23 protein-coding genes and 1 tRNA gene are annotated in these 20,331 nt (G+C 71.6%); 12 read left to right on the top strand and 12 right to left on the bottom strand.

The features are described from left to right. Positions 1 to 46 precede the first annotated feature (46 nt). Positions 47 to 1,315, bottom strand: coding sequence for a protoporphyrinogen oxidase (hemG, locus tag BMZ83_RS12925; RefSeq protein WP_074879320.1), 1,269 nt, complete (start codon positions 1,313 to 1,315; stop codon positions 47 to 49). 262 nt (positions 1,316 to 1,577) lie between these two features. On the opposite strand from hemG, the gene BMZ83_RS12920 reads away from it, so the two are divergent. Then, on the top strand, positions 1,578 to 2,777 hold the full coding sequence (locus BMZ83_RS12920) for a hypothetical protein (RefSeq protein ID WP_074879319.1): 1,200 nt from the start codon (positions 1,578 to 1,580) through the stop codon (positions 2,775 to 2,777). A gap of 21 nt (positions 2,778 to 2,798) precedes the next feature. Here BMZ83_RS12920 and BMZ83_RS12915 read toward each other — a convergent pair whose 3' ends face one another. The 3 genes from BMZ83_RS12915 to BMZ83_RS12905 form a co-directional block, all read right to left on the bottom strand. Further along, positions 2,799 to 3,890, bottom strand: coding sequence for a TIGR04053 family radical SAM/SPASM domain-containing protein (locus tag BMZ83_RS12915; RefSeq protein WP_074879317.1), 1,092 nt, complete (start codon positions 3,888 to 3,890; stop codon positions 2,799 to 2,801). Positions 3,891 to 3,906: 16 nt separating this feature from the next. Then, on the bottom strand, positions 3,907 to 4,212 hold the full coding sequence (locus BMZ83_RS12910; RefSeq protein WP_074879315.1) for a CGCGG family putative rSAM-modified RiPP protein: 306 nt from the start codon (positions 4,210 to 4,212) through the stop codon (positions 3,907 to 3,909). Between the two features lie 75 nt (positions 4,213 to 4,287). Then, complete coding sequence (locus BMZ83_RS12905; RefSeq protein WP_074879314.1) at positions 4,288 to 4,476, bottom strand: hypothetical protein; 189 nt, start codon at positions 4,474 to 4,476, stop codon at positions 4,288 to 4,290. Positions 4,477 to 4,597: 121 nt separating this feature from the next. On the opposite strand from BMZ83_RS12905, the gene BMZ83_RS12900 reads away from it, so the two are divergent. After that, positions 4,598 to 4,981 carry a winged helix-turn-helix transcriptional regulator gene (locus BMZ83_RS12900; RefSeq protein ID WP_074879312.1) on the top strand — a complete coding sequence of 128 codons (384 nt, stop codon included), beginning with the start codon at positions 4,598 to 4,600 and terminating at the stop codon, positions 4,979 to 4,981. A gap of 1 nt (position 4,982) precedes the next feature. Here BMZ83_RS12900 and BMZ83_RS12895 read toward each other — a convergent pair whose 3' ends face one another. After that, positions 4,983 to 6,413, bottom strand: a complete 1,431-nt coding sequence (locus tag BMZ83_RS12895; protein WP_074879311.1) for an FAD-dependent oxidoreductase — start codon at positions 6,411 to 6,413, stop codon at positions 4,983 to 4,985. Positions 6,414 to 6,492: 79 nt separating this feature from the next. Beyond that, complete coding sequence (locus tag BMZ83_RS12890) at positions 6,493 to 6,924, bottom strand: hypothetical protein (protein WP_074879309.1); 432 nt, start codon at positions 6,922 to 6,924, stop codon at positions 6,493 to 6,495. A gap of 120 nt (positions 6,925 to 7,044) precedes the next feature. Here BMZ83_RS12890 and BMZ83_RS12885 point away from each other — a divergent pair, with 120 nt between their 5' ends. The 3 genes from BMZ83_RS12885 (at position 7,045) to BMZ83_RS12875 (ending at position 9,714) form a co-directional block, all read left to right on the top strand. Further along, positions 7,045 to 8,526 (top strand): dihydrolipoyl dehydrogenase, encoded by a 1,482-nt coding sequence (locus BMZ83_RS12885; protein WP_074879307.1) that lies wholly within the window; start codon positions 7,045 to 7,047, stop codon positions 8,524 to 8,526. A gap of 80 nt (positions 8,527 to 8,606) precedes the next feature. Next, positions 8,607 to 8,963, top strand: a complete 357-nt coding sequence (locus BMZ83_RS12880) for a DsrE family protein (RefSeq protein WP_074879305.1) — start codon at positions 8,607 to 8,609, stop codon at positions 8,961 to 8,963. Between the two features lie 79 nt (positions 8,964 to 9,042). After that, entirely contained in the window at positions 9,043 to 9,714 is a 672-nt protein-coding gene (locus tag BMZ83_RS12875) for a DUF7119 family protein (RefSeq protein WP_074879303.1), read from the top strand. On the opposite strand, the gene BMZ83_RS12870 is transcribed toward BMZ83_RS12875, so the two are convergent. Continuing rightward, entirely contained in the window at positions 9,705 to 10,955 is a 1,251-nt protein-coding gene (locus BMZ83_RS12870) for a M20/M25/M40 family metallo-hydrolase (protein ID WP_074879301.1), read from the bottom strand. The genes BMZ83_RS12875 and BMZ83_RS12870 overlap by 10 nt on opposite strands. A 79-nt stretch (positions 10,956 to 11,034) precedes the next feature. Between BMZ83_RS12870 and BMZ83_RS12865 the strand changes: the two genes are divergently transcribed. After that, positions 11,035 to 11,108, top strand: a tRNA-Lys gene (locus tag BMZ83_RS12865). Positions 11,109 to 11,156: 48 nt separating this feature from the next. Here BMZ83_RS12865 and BMZ83_RS12860 read toward each other — a convergent pair. Then, positions 11,157 to 11,624, bottom strand: coding sequence for a deoxyuridine 5'-triphosphate nucleotidohydrolase (locus BMZ83_RS12860; RefSeq protein ID WP_074879299.1), 468 nt, complete (start codon positions 11,622 to 11,624; stop codon positions 11,157 to 11,159). A gap of 136 nt (positions 11,625 to 11,760) precedes the next feature. Between BMZ83_RS12860 and BMZ83_RS12855 the strand changes: the two genes are divergently transcribed. Both BMZ83_RS12855 and rimI read left to right on the top strand, forming a co-directional pair. After that, the gene (locus BMZ83_RS12855; protein WP_074879297.1) at positions 11,761 to 13,734 is read left to right on the top strand and encodes an aconitate hydratase; all 1,974 of its coding nucleotides are present in this window, start codon (positions 11,761 to 11,763) and stop codon (positions 13,732 to 13,734) included. 182 nt (positions 13,735 to 13,916) lie between these two features. Further along, positions 13,917 to 14,411 carry a ribosomal protein S18-alanine N-acetyltransferase gene (gene rimI / locus BMZ83_RS12850; protein WP_074879295.1) on the top strand — a complete coding sequence of 165 codons (495 nt, stop codon included), beginning with the start codon at positions 13,917 to 13,919 and terminating at the stop codon, positions 14,409 to 14,411. Here the strand turns inward: rimI and BMZ83_RS12845 are convergent. Genes BMZ83_RS12845 through BMZ83_RS12835 form a run of 3 tightly spaced genes read right to left on the bottom strand, consistent with a single transcriptional unit; the run spans position 14,408 to position 16,258 of the window. Further along, positions 14,408 to 15,067 (bottom strand): cytochrome c biogenesis CcdA family protein, encoded by a 660-nt coding sequence (locus BMZ83_RS12845; RefSeq protein WP_074879293.1) that lies wholly within the window; start codon positions 15,065 to 15,067, stop codon positions 14,408 to 14,410. The two genes, rimI and BMZ83_RS12845, sit on opposite strands and share 4 nt — an antisense overlap. Continuing rightward, complete coding sequence (locus tag BMZ83_RS12840; protein WP_074879291.1) at positions 15,060 to 15,584, bottom strand: TlpA family protein disulfide reductase; 525 nt, start codon at positions 15,582 to 15,584, stop codon at positions 15,060 to 15,062. Before BMZ83_RS12840 ends, BMZ83_RS12845 begins: the two co-directional genes overlap by 8 nt. Beyond that, the gene (locus BMZ83_RS12835) at positions 15,581 to 16,258 is read right to left on the bottom strand and encodes an SCO family protein (protein WP_074879289.1); all 678 of its coding nucleotides are present in this window, start codon (positions 16,256 to 16,258) and stop codon (positions 15,581 to 15,583) included. Before BMZ83_RS12835 ends, BMZ83_RS12840 begins: the two co-directional genes overlap by 4 nt. 119 nt (positions 16,259 to 16,377) lie before the next feature. Between BMZ83_RS12835 and BMZ83_RS12830 the strand changes: the two genes are divergently transcribed. From BMZ83_RS12830 to BMZ83_RS12815, 4 genes are all read left to right on the top strand, one after another. Beyond that, positions 16,378 to 16,836: a DUF5810 domain-containing protein gene (locus BMZ83_RS12830; protein ID WP_074879287.1), complete on the top strand. Its 459-nt coding sequence runs from the start codon at positions 16,378 to 16,380 to the stop codon at positions 16,834 to 16,836. Positions 16,837 to 16,884: 48 nt separating this feature from the next. Beyond that, positions 16,885 to 17,328 carry a DUF5809 family protein gene (locus tag BMZ83_RS12825; RefSeq protein ID WP_074879285.1) on the top strand — a complete coding sequence of 148 codons (444 nt, stop codon included), beginning with the start codon at positions 16,885 to 16,887 and terminating at the stop codon, positions 17,326 to 17,328. A gap of 4 nt (positions 17,329 to 17,332) precedes the next feature. Beyond that, a complete protein-coding gene (locus BMZ83_RS12820; RefSeq protein ID WP_074879283.1) occupies positions 17,333 to 17,914 on the top strand; it encodes an NUDIX hydrolase in 582 nt (193 codons plus the stop codon). A 79-nt stretch (positions 17,915 to 17,993) separates the two neighbouring features. Further along, complete coding sequence (locus tag BMZ83_RS12815) at positions 17,994 to 18,353, top strand: rhodanese-like domain-containing protein (protein WP_074879281.1); 360 nt, start codon at positions 17,994 to 17,996, stop codon at positions 18,351 to 18,353. 19 nt (positions 18,354 to 18,372) lie between these two features. On the opposite strand, the gene BMZ83_RS12810 is transcribed toward BMZ83_RS12815, so the two are convergent. Then, on the bottom strand, positions 18,373 to 20,313 hold the full coding sequence (locus tag BMZ83_RS12810; RefSeq protein WP_177191575.1) for a hypothetical protein: 1,941 nt from the start codon (positions 20,311 to 20,313) through the stop codon (positions 18,373 to 18,375). Positions 20,314 to 20,331: the final 18 nt, after the last annotated feature.

The raw sequence follows: 20,331 nt of genomic DNA, 5'->3' as shown, positions 1-20,331 counted from the left end.
AGGACCTCCCGACTGAAAGCTCCCGGCACGAACATCTCCGCGGGAGTCAGGCGTTCCCGTCGGCTATCTGCCCCGCCAGCCGCTCCGCCGACCGGAGCCGCCCGGGGATCCCGGCTCTCGCGGCGTAGTTCGCACAGAGGTCGATCCCGGGCGGCAGGCCCACTGCCTCGAGGGCGTCCCACGTCCGGTCGTAGGCGGGCATCCCGCGCCGGAGCCGGGTGGCGTCGACGGCCGTCGCCGCGACGCCGGTCAGCGCTTCGAACTCCCGCTCGGCGACCTCGCGGATCGTCGACGCCGGCGCCGTGACGAGCTCCGGGTCCCGTGCGCCGCCGAGGTAGGCGGTGTGGCGGCGCCCGCGGTCGAACAGCGTCCCGGTGCAGGTCACGCCCAGCGTGCGGAAGGGCTCCTCGTACTGGACCTGGAACCCGCTGGCGTCCAGGGGCGCCGCCGACTCGAGGTGGACGACCGCCAGCGGGTTGTACGCGAGCCGATCCAGCGCGTCGGCGCTCTCGGGCGCGAGCCCGGCGAGCAGGTCGGCCGTCACGTCCGCCGGCGTCGTGACCACCACGCGGTCGACGGCTGTCTCGCCGCCCGGCGTCGCGATCACGTAGCCGTCGTCGGCTTCCCGGACCGACTCGACGGGCGTCCCGAGGCGGACGCGATCGCCGTGACGCTCGGCCAGCGCCCGCGGCAGCGCCCCCAAGCCGTCCTCGAACGTGACCACCGGGGGCGGGTCCGGCCCCCGGAGTTTCGCCCGCGCGGCGGCGACCAGCAGGCTCCGGCCGACGCCGCGCTTCTCGAGGGCCCGCCCCAGCGAGTGGCGCATCGGCATCTCGGCGGGGTGACTGCCGTAGATCCCGCCGTACAGCGGGCCGACGACGTACTCGGCGGCCTCGGCGCCAAGCATCCGGGTCAGCCCCGCCTCGACGCTCTCGTCGCCCCGCGGCGGCCCCGTCAGCGGTTCGAGCAACAGGCGGAGCTTCCCCCGGGGCGAGAGCAGGTCGGTCGAAACGCCCTCGCGGAGCGAGAACGGGACCCGCCGGAGCCGCCCGTCGCGGTAGACGTACAGCGGCGCGTCAGCCGCCTCGACGACCGCGTCGCCGAGGCCGAGGTCGTCGACCAGCGACGCGACCGGTGGCGAGAGCCGGGTGCGCTGTGGGCCGTCCTCGACGACGCGGCCGTCGACGACCCGGCTGCTGATCACGCCGCCGGGTTCGGAATCCGCTTCGAAGACGACGCTCTCGACGCCCCGCTGGCGGAGGTGGTGGTGGAGCGCGAGCCCGCTGATCCCGCCGCCGACGATGCCGACAGTCATCACTCCAGCCTTCGTCGCTCCCGGCCTACTACCCACGGCCGAAGATGTTCCCCCGTCGGCCGCGCCATCGGGCCGAACGTTGCCGGTTCGCCCCACCCATCGGGTCGAACGTTCTCCCCCGACCGCGTGTGCCCGTCCGAACGTGTTCGGAACCACGCACAGGACGACCCGTCGCCTGGTGGGGGACGATGCCCGGGCACCAGCGATCGACCGGCGGCCGTCCGTCCCCGAACGATTTGTCTCCCGAGCCGAACACACGCCCGTGACGACCGCACCGGCGACCGTCTCGCGCTGGACGCGCCTGTTCGTCGTCGCCAGTCTCGGGTGGCTCGTCTGCTGGCAGGCGGCGGCCGTCGCGGGCGCGGGCCGGCGAGTGACGGTGACGCTCGGCCTCTACGGCTTCGTGCTCCACACGGTGTTCGGCAAGGGGTACGCGCTCGTCCCCTCGTACTTCGACCGGCGCCTCGCGTTCCCGCGGGCGCCGGCGGTCCACCTCCCGCTGGCCCTCGCCGGCACCGTCGTCCTGGCGGCGACGGCGGTCGGCGTCATCCCGTCGGGGTGGCACGCCCTCGGCGCCGGCCTCTGGGCGCTCGGCTGTTTGGTGTTCGTCGGGACCCTCGGCTGGAGCGTCCGGGACAACCTCACCGGCCGGGAGACGGGGACCGCGGACGCGAAAGCCGACAGGCGGGGGATCGACCGGCTCGCCAACGCGTTCGTCCCGGTCGCGGCCGGCTACCTCCTCGTCGCGGCGTTCCTCCCGATCGCCCGCGCGCTGGGGATCGCGGGCGCGTCGGCGCCCGCCGCTGGGCCGGCCCACTCCCACCTCCTCGCGGCCGGCACCGCCGCGCTGCTTTTGTTCGCCGTCGGCTTCCGGCTCCTCCCGCGGTTCCTCGTCGCCTCCCCGCGGCCGCCGCTGGTCGCCGGTGTCCTCACTGCCGGCGCACTCGGCCCGGTCGCGCTCGCGTCGTCGTTCGGCGCCGGCTGGCTGTTCCGTCTCGGGGCCGGCCTAGAGGCGGCGGCGCTCGTGGGGTTCGCCGTCGCCTACGTCGACATGTTCGCCCGGAGCGACCGGCGGCGCCTCGGGCTGGTCGTCCTCATCGCGGCCGCCGCCGCGGCGGCCGGCGTCGCCGCCCTCGGCCTCCACATGGCCTGGGGCGGCCTCCGCCCGGCCGTCGCCGACGCCCACGCCCGGCTCGCGCTCCTGGGCTTCCTCGGGCTCGCCGTCGTCGGCGTCAGCTACCAGTTCTACCCGCCCGCGATCGCCTCGGTCCGCGGTGTGGGCGACCGGACGGCGGCAGTCTCGGTCGCGCTCGTCGTCGCCGGCGTCGGCCTCGAAACCGGCGGCGCCCTGGCGGGGATCCCGGCCGCGGCCGGGCTCGGCCGGTGGCTGGCGCTGGCCGGGACGGTCGGGCATGCGACGGTGTTGCTCGCGGTGTTCTGGACGCGCCGGACGCGGCGGTGACGGCTGTCCGGCGCCGACGACTCAGTCGGCCGGCGTCCCGTCGGGGAGTGGCCCGTCGTACCCCTCGGGCACGTACGGACAGAGCGGGTCGCTCTCGAGGGGGTCGCCCGTGGTCGCGTACGCCCGCGAGCGGCTGCCGCCACAGACGTTCCGGAACTCGCAGGCGCCGCATTTCCCCTGGAGGGCGTCCGGATCCCGGAGGCTCTCGAACAGCGGCGAGTCGCGGTAGAGGCCGACCAGACTCTCCGCCCGCACGTTCCCCGCCGGCTCCGGCAGGAACCCGGAGGGGTAGAGTTCGCCGGTGTGGCTCACGAACGCGAAGCCGTCGCCGGCGGTGATGCCGGTCCGGCGGCCGACCCCGTCGCGGTCGGGCTTCTCGGTCCCGGAACGCTGCTGCTGCATCGCGACGCGGCGGTACTGCGGCGCCTCGGTGGTCTTGATCCCGAAGTCGGCCTCGTCGCTCACCTCGACCAGCCACTCCATCACGCGGTCGGCGCGCTCCGGGGGGATTGGGTCGAGCACCTGCCCGCGACCGACCGGGACGAGGAAGAACACCGACCAGAGCACGGCGTCGAGGTCCTCGACCAGATCGCGGATTCGCGGGAGCTGCTCGACGGTCTCGGCGCAGACGGTCGTGTTGATCTGGAGCGGGAGCCCGGCGTCGCGGGCCGCCCGCGCGGCGTCGACCGTCTGCCGGAAGCTGCCGTCCTCCTTCCGGAACCCGTCGTGGGCTTCGGGGCTGGCGCCGTCGAGGCTGAGTGCGAGCCGGCGGAGGCCCGCGTCGGCGACGGCGTCGATGCGCTCGGGGGTGAGCGAGGCGGTGCCGCTCGGGGTCAGCGTCATCCGGAGCCCGCGGTCGACGCCGTACTCGATCAACTCCAGGGCGTCGTCGCGGTAGAGCGGGTCGCCGCCGGAGAGGACGACGAGCTGGTTCTCGCCGAACGCGCGGGCCTCGTCGAGCAGTTCCTTCCCCTCCTCGGTCGTGAGTTCGTCGGGGTGGCGCCGGGGCTGGGCCTCGGCACGGCAGTGTTTGCAGGCCAGTTCACACGCCTGGGTCAGCTCCCAGACGAGCACGAACGGTCGTCGGCTGGTGTCGATGTCGCGTGGTGGCATCGGGATAGCGAGATCGTCAGTTCACGTGGACGCGCACGACGTGCCCGCCACAGCCGCACTGTTCGACGTACTCCCACTCCACGTCGTCGCCGAACTCTCGGTCGAGCGCGTCGTAGAGGTACGTCTCGGGGTGGCCGTGGTCGCCGTGGGTCACGAGGTTGACGTGGTTCCCGGCGGTGGTGTGCTCGACTGCCTCGATCCCCTGCTCGACGAGGAGTTCGCGGTCCGCGGCGTGCTCGGGCCCTTCGAGGTTCGCGGACCAGGAGTTGTCGTGGACGCGGTCGGTGACGGGGTCCGGCGTCTCGTGATCGTGCTGGGACATGGCGCTACCGCAGGTTCGGTCCACACGACCAAGTCCGATCGCCCGAACGTGTTCGCCGTCGAGGCCGTGCCCGATTCAGCCCGGAACGGCTTGCCACGGCGCCGGGAACACGCCGATCAGGGTCAGCACGACCGGCGCGAACCAGTAGGCGGCGACGAACTGGGCGGTGAGACCATCTCGCCCCCACAGGAACAGCGCGAGCAGCACGAACGGGACGACGAGGAGGCCCCAGACCGCGAGGGCTTGCTGGCTACTGGTGACCACACGCGAGGATACGACCCCGTCGCCGTAAAAGTCCGGAACCGCGACGGCTCGAGCGATGGATACCTCTCGTAACCCGGTAACTGGCAGTAACTGCTAAGTCGTCGTGGCGCCACCTCCACCTATGACGAGCGAACCCGACGACCCGGAGAAACTCCCGGTGTGGTGTGCGGGCGAGGAGTGGTGTCCCGTGACGACGACGGCGATGTTGGTGGGCAAGAAGTGGCACCCGGTCGTGATCGACCGGCTGCTCGTCGACGGTCCCTGTGGCTTCAGCGAACTCGAGGCGCGCGTCGACGGCGTCTCGAGCAAGGTGCTGTCGGAGGTGCTCGACGACCTGGAGAGCAAGCAGCTGATCGATCGGGAGATCGTGAACGAGAAGCCGGTCAGGACGCAGTACTCGTTGACCGAGCACGGCGCGTCGCTGGAGTCGGTCATCGACGCCATGCACGAGTGGGGCGAGGAGCACCTCGTCGAGGCGGCCGAGCCGAGCGCGTCGCTCGCCTGACTCAGCCGAGAGTCCCGTTCAGCACCTTCGCGGCGACGAGGATCGGGTCCCACACCGGGCTGAACGGCGGCGCGTACGCCAGGTCCAGCCGTTCGACCTCGCCGACCGTCGCGTCGCCGTCGAGCGCCGTCGCGAGCGTGTCGATCCGGATCGCCGCCCGGTCCTCGCCGGCGATGCTCCCGCCGAGGAGACGCCCAGTCTTGCGATCCGCGGTCAGCGTGACCGTCGTCTCGGCGCCGCCGGGGTAGTAGCCCGACCGCGAACCGGCGGTGACCGTCTCGGAGACGGGGTCGAAGCCGGCCTCGCGGGCGTGATCGTGGTCGAGAATGCCGGTCCGGCCACACTCCATCTCGAACGCCTTCACGACTGCCGTGCCCGCGATGTCGCCGACGGGTGTCGGCGTGCCGGCGACGGTCTGCCCGACCGCGCGCCCGGCGCGGTTCGCCGTCAGCCCCAGCGGCACCCAGTCGGGCTCGCCGGTGACGGTGTGGCGCATCTCCGCGCAGTCACCCGCCGCGTGGACGCCGTCGAGGTTGGTCCGGCCGTAGTCGTCGACCGCGACTGCGCCGGAGACGCCCAACTCGACCCCGGTCCCGTCGAGCAGCGCCGTGTTCGGCTCGATCCCGATCCCGACGACCGCGGCCTCGACGGGGACGCGCTCGCCGTCCGCGACGACCCCCGCGACGGCACCGTCGTCGCCGACGAGTTCGTCGACCTCGGTGTCGAGGTGCAGCGTCACGCCGTGGTTTCGTAGCGCCTCGGCGGCGCGCTCGGCGGGCGCCTCCCCGAACGGCGGGAGCAGGCGCTCGGGGCGCTGGAACAGGTGGACGTCGAGGTCGTGGGCGCTGAACGCCTCGGCCATCTCGACGCCGACGTAGCCGCCGCCGACGATCGCCGCCGACTCGGGCGGCTCGCGGTCGGCGTACGCCTCGACCAGCTCGCGATCGACGAACTCGCCGGCGCCGCCGAACCCGTCGGGGTCGAACTCCTCGGGCGGCGTCAGGAACGCGCGCAGCGCCGCCGCGGCGTCCATGCTGTGGATCGTGAACGCGCCCGCGAGGTCGGCGCCGTCGATGGGGTCGGAGACCGCGTGGGCGCCCGTCGCGACCAGCAGCTCGTCGTAGGCCTGTTCGAACTGCTCCCCGTCGGCCTCGACAGTGACGGTCTGTTCCTCAGCGTTGACGGCGACGACCTCGTGGTTCCGGCGCAGGTCGATCCCGCGCTCGCTGATCTGCTCGGGCGAGAGCGAGAGCATGTCGGCCAGCGACTCCACCTCGCCTTTCACGTAGTAGGGCATCCCGCAGTGGGCGTAGGAGACCCACTCGCCCCGCTCGAAGACGACCACCTCGCGATCCGGGTCCTCGCGCTTGCACTTGCTCGCGGCGCTCAGCCCCGCAGCGTCACCACCGACGACGACGAACGGATCGGTCATGGGTCGAGGGGCGGGCGCGAGCCACCTAATGCTACGTGTCCCGATCGGGGGGTCCCACCGGGGTCCGTCGCCGCCGTCATCAGCCGAGGACCCCCGCACTGAGCCACCCTCCGAGTACGAGCCCGTAGATCAGGTGGAAGAGCAGGAACCCGCCCGCCTGCTCGGGCTCCGGGTCCGTTGGGAGGACGACGTGCATCCAGAAGCCGGCGGCGCCGGCGAACAGGACGACGCCGTAGGCCAGCCCCCAGAGCACGCCGACCGTCACGCTCGCGACGCTCACGAACCCCAGTACGGGAACGAGCGCCGCGAACACGCCGCCGGCGGCGATCCCGTACGCCACGTGGAGCAACATCCCCGGCGTCGCGTACTCGTCGGGGTCGCCGTCGCCGACGTACGTCGCCAGGAACAGCGCCGTCGGCGGGGGCGAGTCGTCGCCCAGCGCCACCATGAACGCCGTCATCGCGATCGTCGCCACGAGCCCGCCCGCCAGTCCCCCGAGTAACGTTACCATACTGAGTTACCTCTAGTAACCCAGTTGGTCGCAGGGTGCATAAGCGTACTCTGAGGCCGGCGTAACGCGGTTACCCCGTGGTAACTGGTGATTGATTAGTCGCCAGTCCCACACTCCCGTATGGAAGAGTACGATCTCCTCGTCATCGGTTCCGGGTCCGGTCTGGACGTGGCCAACGCCGCCGTGAACCAGGGCCTGTCCGTCGCCGTCGTGGAAAAGGGGCCCCTCGGCGGCACCTGCCTCAACCGCGGCTGCATCCCCTCGAAGCAGTTGCTCTATCACGCGGACGTCTACGAGACGATCGAGCGGGCCGACGAGTTCCACATCGACGCCCGGGTTGAGGGCGCCGACTTCGCCGGGATCGTCCGCGAGGTCAACGCGGACGTCTCCGGTTCCGCGGAGTCGATCCAACGGGGGCTGCGCTCCTCGGACCAGCACCGCCTGTTCGAGGGAGAGGGTCGGTTCGTCGACGACCACACGATCGAGGTCCACGGGGGCGAGGACGACGGCTCGTCGGCACAGGCAGCCGACGGGGACGACGGTACCCAGGTCCGCGCGGAGACGATCCTGATCGCCGCGGGCACGCGGCCGGGCATCCCGCCGATCGACGGCATCGAGGACGTGGACTACCTCACGAGCAGGGAGGCGCTGCAGTTGGAGGCGCCGCCCGACCGGCTGACGATCGTCGGCGGCGGCTACATCGCCGCCGAACTCGGCCACTTCTTCGGCACGTTCGGCACCGACGTGACGGTCGTCGGCCGGCGGCCGAACCTCCTCCCCGACGCCGACCAGCAGGTCGCCGCGGCGTTCACCGAACTGTACGGCGAGCGGTTCGGGGTTCAGACGGGCTACGCAGCCACGGGCGCCCACGAGGCCGACGGCGAGATCACCGTCGAGGCGATGCCGTACGAGTACGACGACGACGGCGAACGCGGGAGCGTCGTCAAGGACGGCGAGGCGCTCAGCGTCACCAGCGACGAGCTGCTCGTCGCCGCCGGCAGGGTGCCCAACACCGACACGCTCGACCTGGAGAACACCGCGGTCGAGACCGACGACGACGGGTTCGTCGAGACCGACGAGTACCTCCGCACCGACGCTGAGGGCGTCTGGGCGCTGGGCGACATCGTCGGCGAGTACCTGCTGAAACACAGCGCGAACCACGAGGCCCGGGCGGTGATGCGGAACCTCTTCGGCGACGACCCCGAGCCCGTCGACTACTCGGCGATGCCCTTTGCGGTGTTCGGCTCGCCCGAGGTCGCCGGCGTCGGCGCGACCGAGGAGGACCTCCAGGCCGAGGATCGGGAGTACGCGACCAACACGTACCGCTTCGACGAGACCGCCCGCGGGAAGGCGATGCACGCCGACGGGTTCGTGAAGGCGATCATCGACCTCGAGGGGGAGATCCTCGGCTGTCACATCGTCGGCCCGGACGCGTCGACGCTGATCCAGGAGGTCGTGACGGCGATGACCGCGGGCAGCGGGACCGTCCGGGACATCCGCGAGTCGATCCACGTCCACCCCGCGCTCCCGGAGGTGGTCCAGCGCGCGTTCTCCGGACAGTTCACGCGCGGCGGCGACAGTGGCCACCACCGTCACCACTGACACCGCGGTAACACCGACGTAACCCCGTTACCGCGCGGTTCGCTCGCGCTTTTCCCGTCGGGGGCAGTACCACCGTTCGTATGACGAAAGCAGCAGTCGTGATCCTCGCAGGGACGGACGGCCACGCGAACCTCGGTCGGCTGGTCAACGGCCTCGAAACCGCCAAGGAGTTCGCCCGGAACGACGACGACGAACTCGAACTCATCTTCGACGGCGCGGGCACGCAGTGGATCCCCGAACTCGAGGACGAGTCGAGCGACTACCACGACCTCTACGCGGCCGTGAAGGACGAGGCGTCGGCGTGTGACTACTGTTCGGGCGCCTTCGGCGTCGACGAGGCCGTACAGGACGCCGGCGTCGTCCAGCTCGACGACCACGACGGCCACCCGAGCATCCGCTCGCTGGTCGACGACGACTACGAGATCATCACGTTCTAACGGTGTGGACTGTGTCCGAGCGGAAACGGATCGGCCGAGCGCGGGAGGCTTTTCCCGGCCGGCGCCGAACTGACCGGTGATGCCCCCCTCCGACCCCGACGACGAGACGCCGGTCCCCTCGACGGACCGTCGGTCGCGGGTCGGCGAGCCGGTCGTCCGCGCCGACCCGGAGATCACCGGCGAGCGCGCCGACGAGGCGATCGACTTCGACCCCGACGACCCCGAGAGCGTCGAGCGGGCGGCCGAGGTGCTCGCGGCCTTTGCCGACGGCGACGCCACGGGCGACTACCTCGACATGCTCCGCGGGGCGGCGGCGTGTGCGGCGCTGGTCCGCGGCGTCGGCTCCTACCGCGACGCCGCAGCGCGCGCCGACGGCGTCTCCGTCTCGTTCATCCGGACCTGGGCGCGGGTCCACGACCTGCCGCAGTCGGTCCGGCGCCACGTCGCGCGGGGGGACATCGCCCCCTCGGCGGCGAAACACCTCGCCCGGGTCGACGGCACGGCACGGCTGGATCTGGCCTGGGCGACTCTCGACCACGACCTCACCGTCCGCGAGGTGCGCTCGCTGGCGAGCCGGGTCAACGACGGCGTCCCGGCACGCGAGGCGCTGCGTGAGGAGGGGATCGAGCTCGGCGGGATCGACCTCTCGCTGCCGGTCGAGCAGTACCGCGAACTCCGGCGTGAGGCGTCGATGCGCAACGAGACGCCGGGCGAGCTGCTCGCCGAGGCGCTCGCCGAGCGCTACGACTGAAGGTATCGGACGGCGGTTTCGGCGATCGTTTCTCTGGCCCCTTCCACGTCCGCCCAGCGGATGGTTTCGTCGGGGAAGTGCGCCTGCTCGATGCTGCCGGGACCGAACACGACCGTCGGGATCCCGGCGGCGACGTAGTGTCGCGAGTCGGCGCCGTAGGTCGCTCCCCGCGGATCCGTGTTCGGGAGCCCGGTCTCCTGCATCGCCGCCTGGAGGTGCCGGACGATCGGTTCGTCGGCGTCGGTCTCGGCGGGTTCGAACTGGATGGAGAAGCGCTCGAACGACGGCGGGTGCTCGGAGAGCCACTCGTCGCCGTCGACGACCGCCTGGAGCGCCTCCTCGTACTGCGCTTCCACCTCGTCGACGGTCTCGCCCGGCGCGACGCCGAAGCGCATCTCGGCGGTGAGCGAACTCGGGACCGAGGACGCCCAGTTGCCGGCTTCGACGATGCCGATCACGATGGGCCACGGGACGGGGTACTCCTCGTAGAGCGGGTGGGTGACGGTCTCGCCGCGCTCGGCTTCGAGCCCCTTGAACGCCGCACGGATCCGCTCGAAGTGCGGGAGCACGTCCTCGCCGCGCCAGCGCGAGGCCGCGTGGGCCGCCCGACCCTGGATCTCGAGGCGCTTCATCACCGTCCCCTCGACGGCCGTGACGGGGGTCAACTCGGTCGGTTCGGCGACGATGGCGGCGTCGCGCTCGAAGGGGTAGGGGTTCGAGAGCGCGGCCGCGGCGGCGCCGATGCCGCCCTCCTCCTCGCCGGCGACGGCCTCGACGACGAGCCGGCCGTTCAGGTCGGCCGCCTCGGCGCGCTCGGCGGCGTCCAGCGCGGCGAACACGCAGGCTGCGACGGGCGCCTTCATGTCGACGGCGCCGCGGGCGGTCAGGGTCTCCGCGCCGTCGTCGGTTTCGCCCCACACGGGCTCGAACGGGTCAGACGACCACGCGTCCTCGTCGGCCGGCACCACGTCGAGGTGGCCGTTGAGGACCAGCGTCGGTCCGGCGTCGGGGTCGCCGAACTCCAGCACGCCGGCGACGCTCGGGCGGTCCGCGGTGTCGATCAGCGCGGGATCGTCGGGGAAGGAGGGGTGGCCCGCGAGCGCGTCGGCGTCGGCGAGCCACTCGTCGGTCTCGAAGCCGAGCGCGTCCAGTTGCTCCCGGGTCCACGCCGCGGCCTCGGCCTCCCCGCCGTCGACAGTCGGGAACTCGATGAGGTGTTCGGTGAACGTCCGGATGTCCATGACGGGGCGTTGGCCGGCGGGGGCTTAGCTTCCGGGGAACCGTAAACGCTTACCCGGTGGTCGTACTGGGTTGGAGTGAGGGCTGATAGCTCAGCTTGGCAGAGCGTCTGGCTTTTAACCAGACGGTCGGGGGTTCGAATCCCTCTCAGCCCGCTTCTCCGGCGAAGGACGTTACCCGTGAGAGGCGTCGCCGTCGACGCCTCAGTTCTCCCCCTGATAGCTCCCGTCGTACGTCCCCTCGCTGTCGGCATCGGCCAGCACGAACTGCCCGATCCGGGCGCCCCGCTCGATCTCGATCGCTCGTCCGACCTGCAGCAGCCCCTCGCCGCGGCCCTCGTAGCCGGCGTCCCAGACGGCGGTGTCCAGCGAGCAGGTGTTGCGCAGCAGCGTCGAGCGCGGGAGCACGAAGCCGACGCTGTCCTCGGGGACCGCCAGACGCTCGCCGTACCGAACCACGTAGTCGCCCGGTTCGAGCCGGTAGATCGGCGGCTCGCCGCCGTGGGGTTCGACCTCGGATCGCTCGCCGACGGACTTCCCGTCGCGCCCCACGTAGCCGGGGCTGGTCTGTTCGAACACGGCGTCGAGGGTCAGGTCGACGCCGTTTGGCTGGACCGCGTCGTCGTCGGCGCCGTCGACGGCGGCGGCGACGCTGGCTCCGGAGCAGAACATGGTCGGAGGTTCGGCCCCGGCGGCAAAACCCTGCCGAAGGCGTCGTGAGCGCCTCTCGCCCGTCGTCGTGCCGGCGTGGGGATCTCTCCTCGTTCTCGCCGGATTTATCACCGTTCCAAGCCCATCTAAGGACGATATGGGAAAGACAATCACGGAGCAGATCCTCGACGACCACCTCGTCGAGGGCGACCTCACCCCCGGTGAGGAGATCGGTATCGAGATCGACCAGGTCCTCGCACAGGACACCACCGGGACGATGGTGTGGCTGCAGTTCGAGGCGCTGGAGATGGACGAGGTCCAGACCGAACTCGCCGCGCAGTACTGCGACCACCAGACCTACCAGTTCGACTTCAAGAACACCGACGACCACCGCTTCCTACGCTCGGCGGCGGGCACCTTCGGCGCCCACTTCTCCCGGCCGGGTAACGGTATCTGTCACAACGTCCACAAGGAGAACTTCGCCGCACCCGGCAAGACGCTCCTCGGTTCCGACTCGCACACGCCGACGCCCGGCGGGCTCGGCCAGCTCGCGATCGGCGCGGGTGGCCTCGACATCGCCGTCGCGATGGGCGGGGGCGCCTACTACGTCGAGATGCCCGAGGTCGTCAACATCCGCCTCGAGGGCGAACTCGGCGAGTGGGCCACCGCGAAGGACGTGATCCTCGAGCTGCTCCGCCGGCTCTCGGTCAAGGGCGGCGTCGGCAAGGTGTTCGAGTACACCGGCCCGGGCGTGGAGACGCTCTCGGTGCCCGAGCGGACCACCATCACCAACATGGGGACCGAACTCGGCGCCACCTCCTCGATCTTCCCGACCGACGAGCGCACGAAGGAGTGGCTCGACGAGGTCGGCCGCTCGGAGGACTACGTCGACCTCCAGCCCGACGCGGACGCGGAGTACGCCGACGAAATCGTCGTCGACCTCTCGGAGATCGAGCCCATGATCGCCGAGCCGTCGATGCCGGACAACGTCGTGCCCGTCCGCGAGGCGGCCGGCCAGTCCGTCGAGCAGGTGATGATCGGCTCCTGTACCAACGGCGCCTACGAGGACATCCTCCCGGCCGCGAAGATGCTGGAGGGCCGCGAGGTCGACAAGAAGACCGAGATGATCATCGCGCCCGCCTCCAAGCAGGCCTCCGAGATGCTCGCCCGCGAGGGCTGGACGGCCGAACTGATGGCCGCCGGCGTCAACTTCTCCGAGGCGACCTGTGGTGCCTGCATCGGGATCGGCCACGTCCCCGGCAGCGACACCGTCTCGCTGCGGACGTTCAACCGCAACTTCGAGGGCCGCTCGGGGATCGAGGACGACTCCGTCTTCCTCTGCTCGCCGGAGGTCGCGACCGCGTCCGCGATCAAGGGCGAGATCGTCGACCCGCGCGATCTGGCCGACGAACTCGGCGACCTCGAGGACCCCGGCTTCGAGCTCGGCCGCGGCTACGACGAGCACGACGCCGACCTCATCTCGCCCGACGAGGCCGTCGACGACGAGCTCATCAAGGGCCCCAACATCGGCGACGTGCCGCTGAAGGACGCCCTGGAGTCGGACATCGAGGGTGAAGTGCTGCTCCGGATGGGCGACAACATCACGACCGACCACATCATCCCGGCCACGTCGGACATCCTGAAGTTCCGCTCCAACGTGCCCAAGCTCTCCGAGTTCACGCTCTCCCGCGTCGACGAGAGCTTCGCCCAGCGCGCGCTGGACGCCGACGGCGGCTTCCTCGTCGCCGGCGAGAACTACGGCCAGGGCTCCTCGCGTGAGCACGCCGCCCTCTGCCCGATGTACCTCGGCGTCGAGGGCGTGCTGGCCCAGAGCTTCGCCCGCATCCACAAGGCGAACCTGTTCAACTTCGGCCTCGTCCCGCTGACGATCGACGAGGACGACTACGAGCGAATCGAGCAGGGCGACAACGTCGAGATCGTCGACGACGTGGGCGCCGGCGTCCGCTCCGGCCAGGAGGAGTTCACCTTCCGCGTCAACGACGAGTGGGAGGGCACCGCCCACCTCGACGCCTCCGAGCGCGAGCGCGAGATCCTCGCGGCCGGCGGCAAGCTCTCGTGGACGAAGCAGCAGGCCCAGGACGGCAGCGGCGCCGCACCCGCGGACGACTAAGCCAGGCACGGCTCGCGATCGAGAGTGACCGCCGTGTCACTCTCGAGGAGCGTGTTGCCGTGACTGTGCGACTGAACCCGTTCGCGGCTCGCGACCCACGGTTTTCCGTTCTTTTCCCGTCACCGAGCGACTGCGCTGCCCCGGCCACGGCGTTTATGCCGCCAACCGGCCTACACGAACGTGTGACTTCAACCCCGGAGGCGTCGGACGCTGGGGACCTCGTCGTCCGCGAGGCGGACCGGGCGGACCTCCTCGCGGTGTTCCGCATCGAGAAGGCGGTGTTCTCCCAGCCGTGGCCGTTCGCCTCCTTCGAGCGGTTCCTCGGCGCCCCCGGCTTCCTGGTCGCGGTCCGGGACGGCGCCGTCGTCGGTTACGCCATCGCCGACGTGAGTTCGACCCAGGGTCGGGACCTGGGGCACCTGAAGGACATCGCCGTCCACCCCGAGGTACAGGGCAGGGGGATCGGGCGGGCGCTGCTCCGGCGCGTCCTGCTCACGATGGCCGTCGGCGGCGCCAGCGTCGTCAAACTCGAAGTCAGAGAGGGCAACGAGGTGGCCCAGTCGCTGTACGAGGACGTGGGGTTCGATCGCGTCCGACGGGTGCCCGGCTACTACGACGACGGCGAGGACGCCTTCGTGATGGTGCTCGACATCGAGGCGTGGAACCACCCCGCTTAGAGCACGTCGAGGACGACCACGGCGAGGGAGAGTTGGCCCAGCCCCGCGAGCACCATCACGACGCCGGCGGCCTGCCGGATCCGTCCCGTGTACGCACCGACCGAGCGCCAGCCATCGACGCCGGCGCCGGTCAAAAGCGTCACGCCCGCGAGCGGGGCGGCGACCCCGAGCGCGTACGCCCCGAGTGCGACCCCGCTCGCGGCGCCCTCGAGCGCGAGCGCCTGCGTGACGACGCCGAGGAACAGCGGGACGACACACCCCGCGGCCGCGATCGCGTACACCGCGCCGAAGGCACCGAATCCGACCAGCGTGTTCGGCCGGCGCGGCAACGGGATCTCGAGGAGCGGTGCGCCCCCACGGAGCGTCACGACGCCGAAGACGACGAGGCCGACGCCGACGAGCGGTTCGAACAGCGGTAGCGCCCGGGTCAACGGCCGGCCGATCGAGAGCACGAGGCCGCCAACGACTGTGAGCGCCAGTAGCGTCCCCGCGGCGGCCGCGACCGCGGCCGGGACCGCCGCCACGCGCTGATCGCTTTCGCTGAGGTAGTAGCCGACGTAGCCCGGCAGCAGCGGGAACGCACACGGGGCGAAAAACGTCGTCACGCCCGCGCCCGCGGCGAAGCCAACGACGCCGACGGTCCCCGCGTCAGCCATCCCCGGTCACCGCGTCCAGTTCCGTCCGGAGCCTGTCCGCGTCGACGAGGCCGCCGTGTTCGAACTGCACGGTCCCGTCAGCGTCGGTGATCGCGATGTACGGCAGTCCGTCCGCCCCGAAGGCGGCCATGAGGTCGCTGCCGGGGTCGAGCCCGACCGTCCACGCGCCGCCGTTCTGGGTCCACCAGTCGGCGATGTCCTCCTTCGTCAACGAGTCGCCGAGGCGCTCGTTGGTCACCGAGACGAACGCCACGTCGTCGTACTCCCGCCGAACCTCGTCCAGGATCCCGACCTGCTCGTCACAGGGCGCACACCACGTCGCGAACAGGTCGACGACCGTCACGCGGTCCGGCGTCGGTACGGGGGCCGTTCCCGCTTCGGAGCCGGGGGCGTCGATCGTCTCCACGCGGATCGGGAGGTCGCCGGTGCCCGCGCCGGACAGGTCGCGGGTCGCCCAGAGGCTCCCGCCGGTCAGGCCGACGCCGGCGAGCGCGGCGAGCGCCTGGCGTCGGTTCATGCCTCGCGGAGTTCGGTCAGGTCGTCGATGATCGCCCCCTGGTCGGGGGAGGAGGTCTGGTACGCCCGTTCCACGTAGCCGTCGGCGTTGACCAGCAGCGTCAGCGAGGTGTGGGCGAACATGTAGGTCTCCATGTCCTCCGGTTCGGTGCGCCGGAAGTCGACGCCGAACTGCTCCTGGACGACCGTCTTGGCCCGCTCCTTCGACTCGGGGCGGAGGAACTGCCAGCCGTCCGCGGCGGTCGTGACGTTCATCTCCTCCCCGTAGGCCTCGAGCCGGTCCGCGGTGTCCCGGGCGGGGTCGAACGTCACCGGCGCGAACGCCACCTCGTCGGCGTACTCGTTCGTCTGTGCGTGGGCCTGGACGTTCCGGAGCGTGCCGATCAGGACGGGACAGACCGTCTGGCAGTGGCTGTAGAAGAAGGTGAGCAGCCCCGGCGTCCCGAGATCGCGAAGGTTTCGCGATCCGCCGGCCAGCGGTGCGGGGAGGCTCACGTCGGCGATTCGCTGCCCCCACGCCGGGTAGGGCACGTCCTCGCTCTCGAAGGGGCGGTCGGGTTCGGCGAGCACGACGTTCGGGTTCGCGTCTCCGAGCCCCACGGCGCCGAGACAGCCCGCCGTCGTCCCGACGGCAGCGGCGGCGCCGGTCGACCTGATGAACGTCCGTCGATCCATACAGGCGGTTGGTCTGCGGTCCGCTTAGGCGGTTTGGTGGGAACGTCGAAACGCCCGACTCACCCGCCGACGAGCCGATCGAGCGCATCTGTTTTCCCCCTCCGGGGCGACCGTCCGGTATGGGATACCGCTGTCCGGTCTGTGGCTCGCCACAGCAGGACGACGAGCACCTGGCGAACCACCTCGCGATGACCGCGATGCTCCACGCCGAGGACCACGAGGCCTGGCTCGACGACCGCGTCGCCGACTGGGGCGACTACACCCCGCCGGAACTCGCCGCCGAGATCGTCGACGACGCCGAGGAGATCGACTACGACGCGGCGACGGCCGAGGACGCCGAGGTCGAGATCCCGACCGAGGACGGCGGCGATCACGATCACGACCACGCGGGCACGCACCCGACCGAGGAGATCGCCGACCCCGCGGAGGTCCCCGACTCCGGCTTCATCGACGAGGCGGCCGAGCAGGCCGTCGCCGAGGCCCGGGAGATGACCCGCAAGCGCCGCGAGAACGCGACGGACGGCGACGACGACGCGACCGGCGGTGCCGACGACGCGGCCGACGGCGACGACGCCTGATCGCCCCGCATCGCCAGCGGTAAGCCGGCGCCGCCCGGACGGTCGCGTATGCGAACGGAAGGTGTCTTCTCCCCCGAGACGGAGGCCGACGCGGTCGAGGCGTTCGAGTCAGTCGGCCCCGCCGCCCGGACGGTCGTGCGCGAGACCGCGAAGGCGATGTCGTTCGACCGCGAGGAGTACGACGAGCGCGTCACCGGCGAGGTGGTCGAGACCGCCCGCGACGCGCTGTTCGCGTCGCTGCTCGCCGTCACCGTCGGCGACCGGGAGGAGTGGGAGGCCTGGCGCGAGGACCACCCCGAGTACGAGGTCCGGGAGAACGGCTCCGAGCAGGTCGACCGCGTGGTCTGGCACGCCTCGCCCGCCGCGGGGACGGCCGTGGCGGCGACGTTCCAATCCGAGGAGGACGCCGCCGTCGCCACCCTCCGGCGGCAGGCGTTCGGCCGGATCTACCGGCCGCTGTTCGACGACGACGCCGGCGAGAACGACGAGTAGCGCGATGAGCGACTACCCACCCGAGGACGGTCGTCGCCACGAGTCGCTTCCGGAACCGCATCCTGACTGGCGAGTGATCGAGAGCAACGCGGAGTACGAGACCGGCTGGTTCGTCGGCGGCTACGACCTGATCGAACAGCCCGACGGCAGCCGGAAACGCTACTACTGGGCCGAACTCCCGACCGCGGTGGTGGTCACCGCGATCACCGACGACCAGGTGCTGTTCGTCGAGCAGTACCGGCCGACGATCCGGCACGAACAGCTCGAACTCCCCGCCGGCGTCGTCGAGGCCGGCGAGTCGTTCACCGCCGCGGCCGAGCGAGAACTCGAGGAGGAGACGGGGTTCCGCGCGGACTCGCTGTCGTTGCTGGAGGAGGTCTGGGTCGCGACCGGCCTACTCAGGCACAAGCGCGCCTACGTGTTCGCGGAGGGGCTCGAACCCACCGAGCAGGACCTCGACGCCAACGAGTTCCTCACCCCGCGGGCGGTCCCGACCGAGGAGGCGATGTCGACGGTCCGCTCGCGGCCGACCAACGACGCCACGCTGCAGGGGCTCTCGCTGGCCGACGCCGAAGGGCTGCTGTAGCCGGTCCGCGCTCCCCGGCCGGGGGCGACGACTGGGGACGGTTCGTGGGCTTCAACCCGTCGGCTCCGTTACGGCGGGTATGGACGAGATTTCGCCCGGTTCGGTCGCCGAACTGCTGGCCGACGGCGCCGCGCCGACGGTCGTCGACATCCGCAACCCGGCGGCGTTCCGGCGGGGCCACATCCCCGGCAGCCTGAACCTCCCGTTCGGGCAGCTCCCCGACCGGGTGGCCGAACTCGCCGACGCCGACCACGTCGTGACCGTCTGCCCGCACGGGAAATCGAGCGTCCAGGCCGCGAAACTGATCGAGTCCTACGAGGGGACCGCCGACGCCACCGTCGAGAGCATGGCTGGCGGCCTGAGTGCCTGGGACGGGCCGATCGAGTCCGGCTCCGACGACGGGCGATCGGAGCCGGACGAGGGGCCGGCGCCGTTCTGAGCCGCCGACGTTACTCTTCCTACCGACTCGAACGGAGGCGTCGCAGCCCGAGCGCGCCGGCGATCGCGGCCACGGCGGCCGGCGCGCCGAAGCCGGGGGCGCTGGTCTCGCTGGGCGAGGCCACGCGCACCGCGACGGCCTGCCCGCCGGCGCCGACGCTTCGCTGCCCAGCCTCGGACAGTTCGATCGTTGCGGTGACGGTCTCGCGCCCGTCCGGTCCGACTGAGACGGTCCGCGTCGTCACCGTCTCGCCGTCGCGGGTGAACGCGACCGTCGCGTTGCCGGGCACCGACTCGTCGTTGGTCACGGTGGCGGTCACCGTCACCTCGCCGCCGGGCTCGACGGTCGCCGGCTCGACCGTCAGGTCGGTCACGCTCGGGCTCGCGGGCTGACGGACGGTGACGGTGAAGCGCTCGCCGGCGACCGTGGCGGTGTAACGCCCCGTTTCCGTGAACCGGTGGACGAGCGAGACCGCCGTTCGGCCGTCGGGAGCGAGCGTCCCGTTGGCGGCGGCGACCGCCGCGTCGTCGACTCGGAGCGTGACCACGTACTCGCCGGTCGCGCCGCCGAGGTTCTCGACGACGGTCCGGACGGAGAGCCGCTCGCCGGCCGCGAGCGTGACGGGGGCGGGGGTCGTCGCGTTGCGGTACGGGTCGGTCGCCCGCAGATCGGTCGCCGGGTCGAAGCCGACGCGCAGCAACGCGGCGTCGCCGCCGAACGCGTCCCGGTGGGCCTCGCGGTCCCACACGTCCGGGGCGTCGCTGGTGGTGGTCAGTCGCTCGGCGGCGTCACGCGTGGACGGCGTGCCCGCCTCGGCGACGGCCGCGAGGACGTCCCCGTTCGTGACCGTGCTGTGGTCGTTCAGCGACGCGAGCACGCGCTGGAGCGTGGCGCCGCCGTCGGTCGCCAGTCTGAGCCGGCGGTCGAGTTCGCCGCTGACCAGCGCGCCCTTCCAGTAGTGGGCGTTGTTCGCCCAGTCGCTCGGATCGGCGAGCACCGACCCCGCCTGCGGGCTCCGGGTGCCCCGTTCCAGGTACTCCGAGAGGGCGGCGAAGCCGACGCCCTCCTGCTGGTGGCTCAGGAGTGCGGCGTACCACGTCGCGGTGGCCTCGGTGATCCACCGACCGCTCTCGGAGGTCCGGAAGGACTGCCGGGTGTGGACGTACTCGTGGAGCCACGTGCTCCCGACGGCGTCGATCGGGCGGTTCGCCTGGGCCCAGAAGTCGGTGTCGCCGACCTGTACCCCCTGGACCGCCCAGTCCACACGCCCGGTCGGCGCCGCGACGGCGAACACGGTCGCGTCGCGGTCGCCGACGTTGAGTTCGCGCGAGGCGTTCCCGAGCCCGTCGAGGATCCGTTCGGGCGGGTCCGCGAGGTCGGCGTCGTCGGGCACGATCAGCCGGATCTCCTGGCCGGCGACCTCCCGAGTGTACTCCTCGTGCGGGCCGAGGAAGGCGGTCGCGCCGCCGACGGCGCCCGCGCCGTCGACGCGAGTCGTGCGCTCGACGCTGACGGATCCGGTGGTTCGCCACTCGAAGCCGACGTTGGGCTGCTGGATCAGCGCCCACTCGCCCACGTCGGTGTAGAGGTACGACCCGCCGCTCGCCATCGGCCCCGCCCGGTCGCTGGTCCGGTTGACGGCCAGCTCGTAGCGGAGCCGCGGCTCGGCGGTCTCGCCGTCCCACTCCCAGGTGTCGCCCTCGAGGTTGCTGAACCCCTCGGCTGCGGTCACCGTCGACCGCGAATCGAGCGTGACCCTGAGTTCGGTCACTTCGTCGGGCGTGTCGAACGTCTGGACGACGCCGACGGAGCCCGGTTGCTCGGGCGTGAGCGAGAGGACGGTGTCGACCGCGATGGTCGCCGACGCGGTCTCGGCGGCGCCTGCCTCCCCGACGGGGCCGTCGACGGCCGGCGCTCCGGCGACGGCGACCGCCGGTTGGGCGCCGACGAGCAAGAGCACGATCGCGAGAGCGGCGGC

It is taken from the genome of Halolamina pelagica (assembly GCF_900115675.1).
In the GTDB taxonomy this organism is placed as follows: domain Archaea; phylum Halobacteriota; class Halobacteria; order Halobacteriales; family Haloferacaceae; genus Halolamina; species Halolamina pelagica.
Note: the sequence above shows the minus strand (reverse complement) of the source record. Positions and strands in the feature narration are given on the sequence as shown.

Bases quoted from the DNA above. Each gene is read 5' to 3' on its own strand.
- hemG (WP_074879320.1), bottom strand. From the start codon at position 1,315: ATGACTGTCGGCATCGTCGGCGGCGGGATCAGCGGGCTCGCGCTCCAC.
- BMZ83_RS12915 (WP_074879317.1), bottom strand. From the start codon at position 3,890: ATGCCACCACGCGACATCGACACCAGCCGACGACCGTTCGTGCTCGTC.
- BMZ83_RS12910 (WP_074879315.1), bottom strand. From the start codon at position 4,212: ATGTCCCAGCACGATCACGAGACGCCGGACCCCGTCACCGACCGCGTC.
- BMZ83_RS12900 (WP_074879312.1), top strand. From the start codon at position 4,598: ATGACGAGCGAACCCGACGACCCGGAGAAACTCCCGGTGTGGTGTGCG.
- BMZ83_RS12895 (WP_074879311.1), bottom strand. From the start codon at position 6,413: ATGACCGATCCGTTCGTCGTCGTCGGTGGTGACGCTGCGGGGCTGAGC.
- BMZ83_RS12890 (WP_074879309.1), bottom strand. From the start codon at position 6,924: ATGGTAACGTTACTCGGGGGACTGGCGGGCGGGCTCGTGGCGACGATC.
- BMZ83_RS12885 (WP_074879307.1), top strand. From the start codon at position 7,045: ATGGAAGAGTACGATCTCCTCGTCATCGGTTCCGGGTCCGGTCTGGAC.
- BMZ83_RS12880 (WP_074879305.1), top strand. From the start codon at position 8,607: ATGACGAAAGCAGCAGTCGTGATCCTCGCAGGGACGGACGGCCACGCG.
- BMZ83_RS12875 (WP_074879303.1), top strand. From the start codon at position 9,043: ATGCCCCCCTCCGACCCCGACGACGAGACGCCGGTCCCCTCGACGGAC.
- BMZ83_RS12870 (WP_074879301.1), bottom strand. From the start codon at position 10,955: ATGGACATCCGGACGTTCACCGAACACCTCATCGAGTTCCCGACTGTC.
- BMZ83_RS12860 (WP_074879299.1), bottom strand. From the start codon at position 11,624: ATGTTCTGCTCCGGAGCCAGCGTCGCCGCCGCCGTCGACGGCGCCGAC.
- BMZ83_RS12855 (WP_074879297.1), top strand. From the start codon at position 11,761: ATGGGAAAGACAATCACGGAGCAGATCCTCGACGACCACCTCGTCGAG.
- BMZ83_RS12845 (WP_074879293.1), bottom strand. From the start codon at position 15,067: ATGGCTGACGCGGGGACCGTCGGCGTCGTTGGCTTCGCCGCGGGCGCG.
- BMZ83_RS12840 (WP_074879291.1), bottom strand. From the start codon at position 15,584: ATGAACCGACGCCAGGCGCTCGCCGCGCTCGCCGGCGTCGGCCTGACC.
- BMZ83_RS12835 (WP_074879289.1), bottom strand. From the start codon at position 16,258: ATGGATCGACGGACGTTCATCAGGTCGACCGGCGCCGCCGCTGCCGTC.
- BMZ83_RS12830 (WP_074879287.1), top strand. From the start codon at position 16,378: ATGGGATACCGCTGTCCGGTCTGTGGCTCGCCACAGCAGGACGACGAG.
- BMZ83_RS12825 (WP_074879285.1), top strand. From the start codon at position 16,885: ATGCGAACGGAAGGTGTCTTCTCCCCCGAGACGGAGGCCGACGCGGTC.
- BMZ83_RS12820 (WP_074879283.1), top strand. From the start codon at position 17,333: ATGAGCGACTACCCACCCGAGGACGGTCGTCGCCACGAGTCGCTTCCG.
- BMZ83_RS12815 (WP_074879281.1), top strand. From the start codon at position 17,994: ATGGACGAGATTTCGCCCGGTTCGGTCGCCGAACTGCTGGCCGACGGC.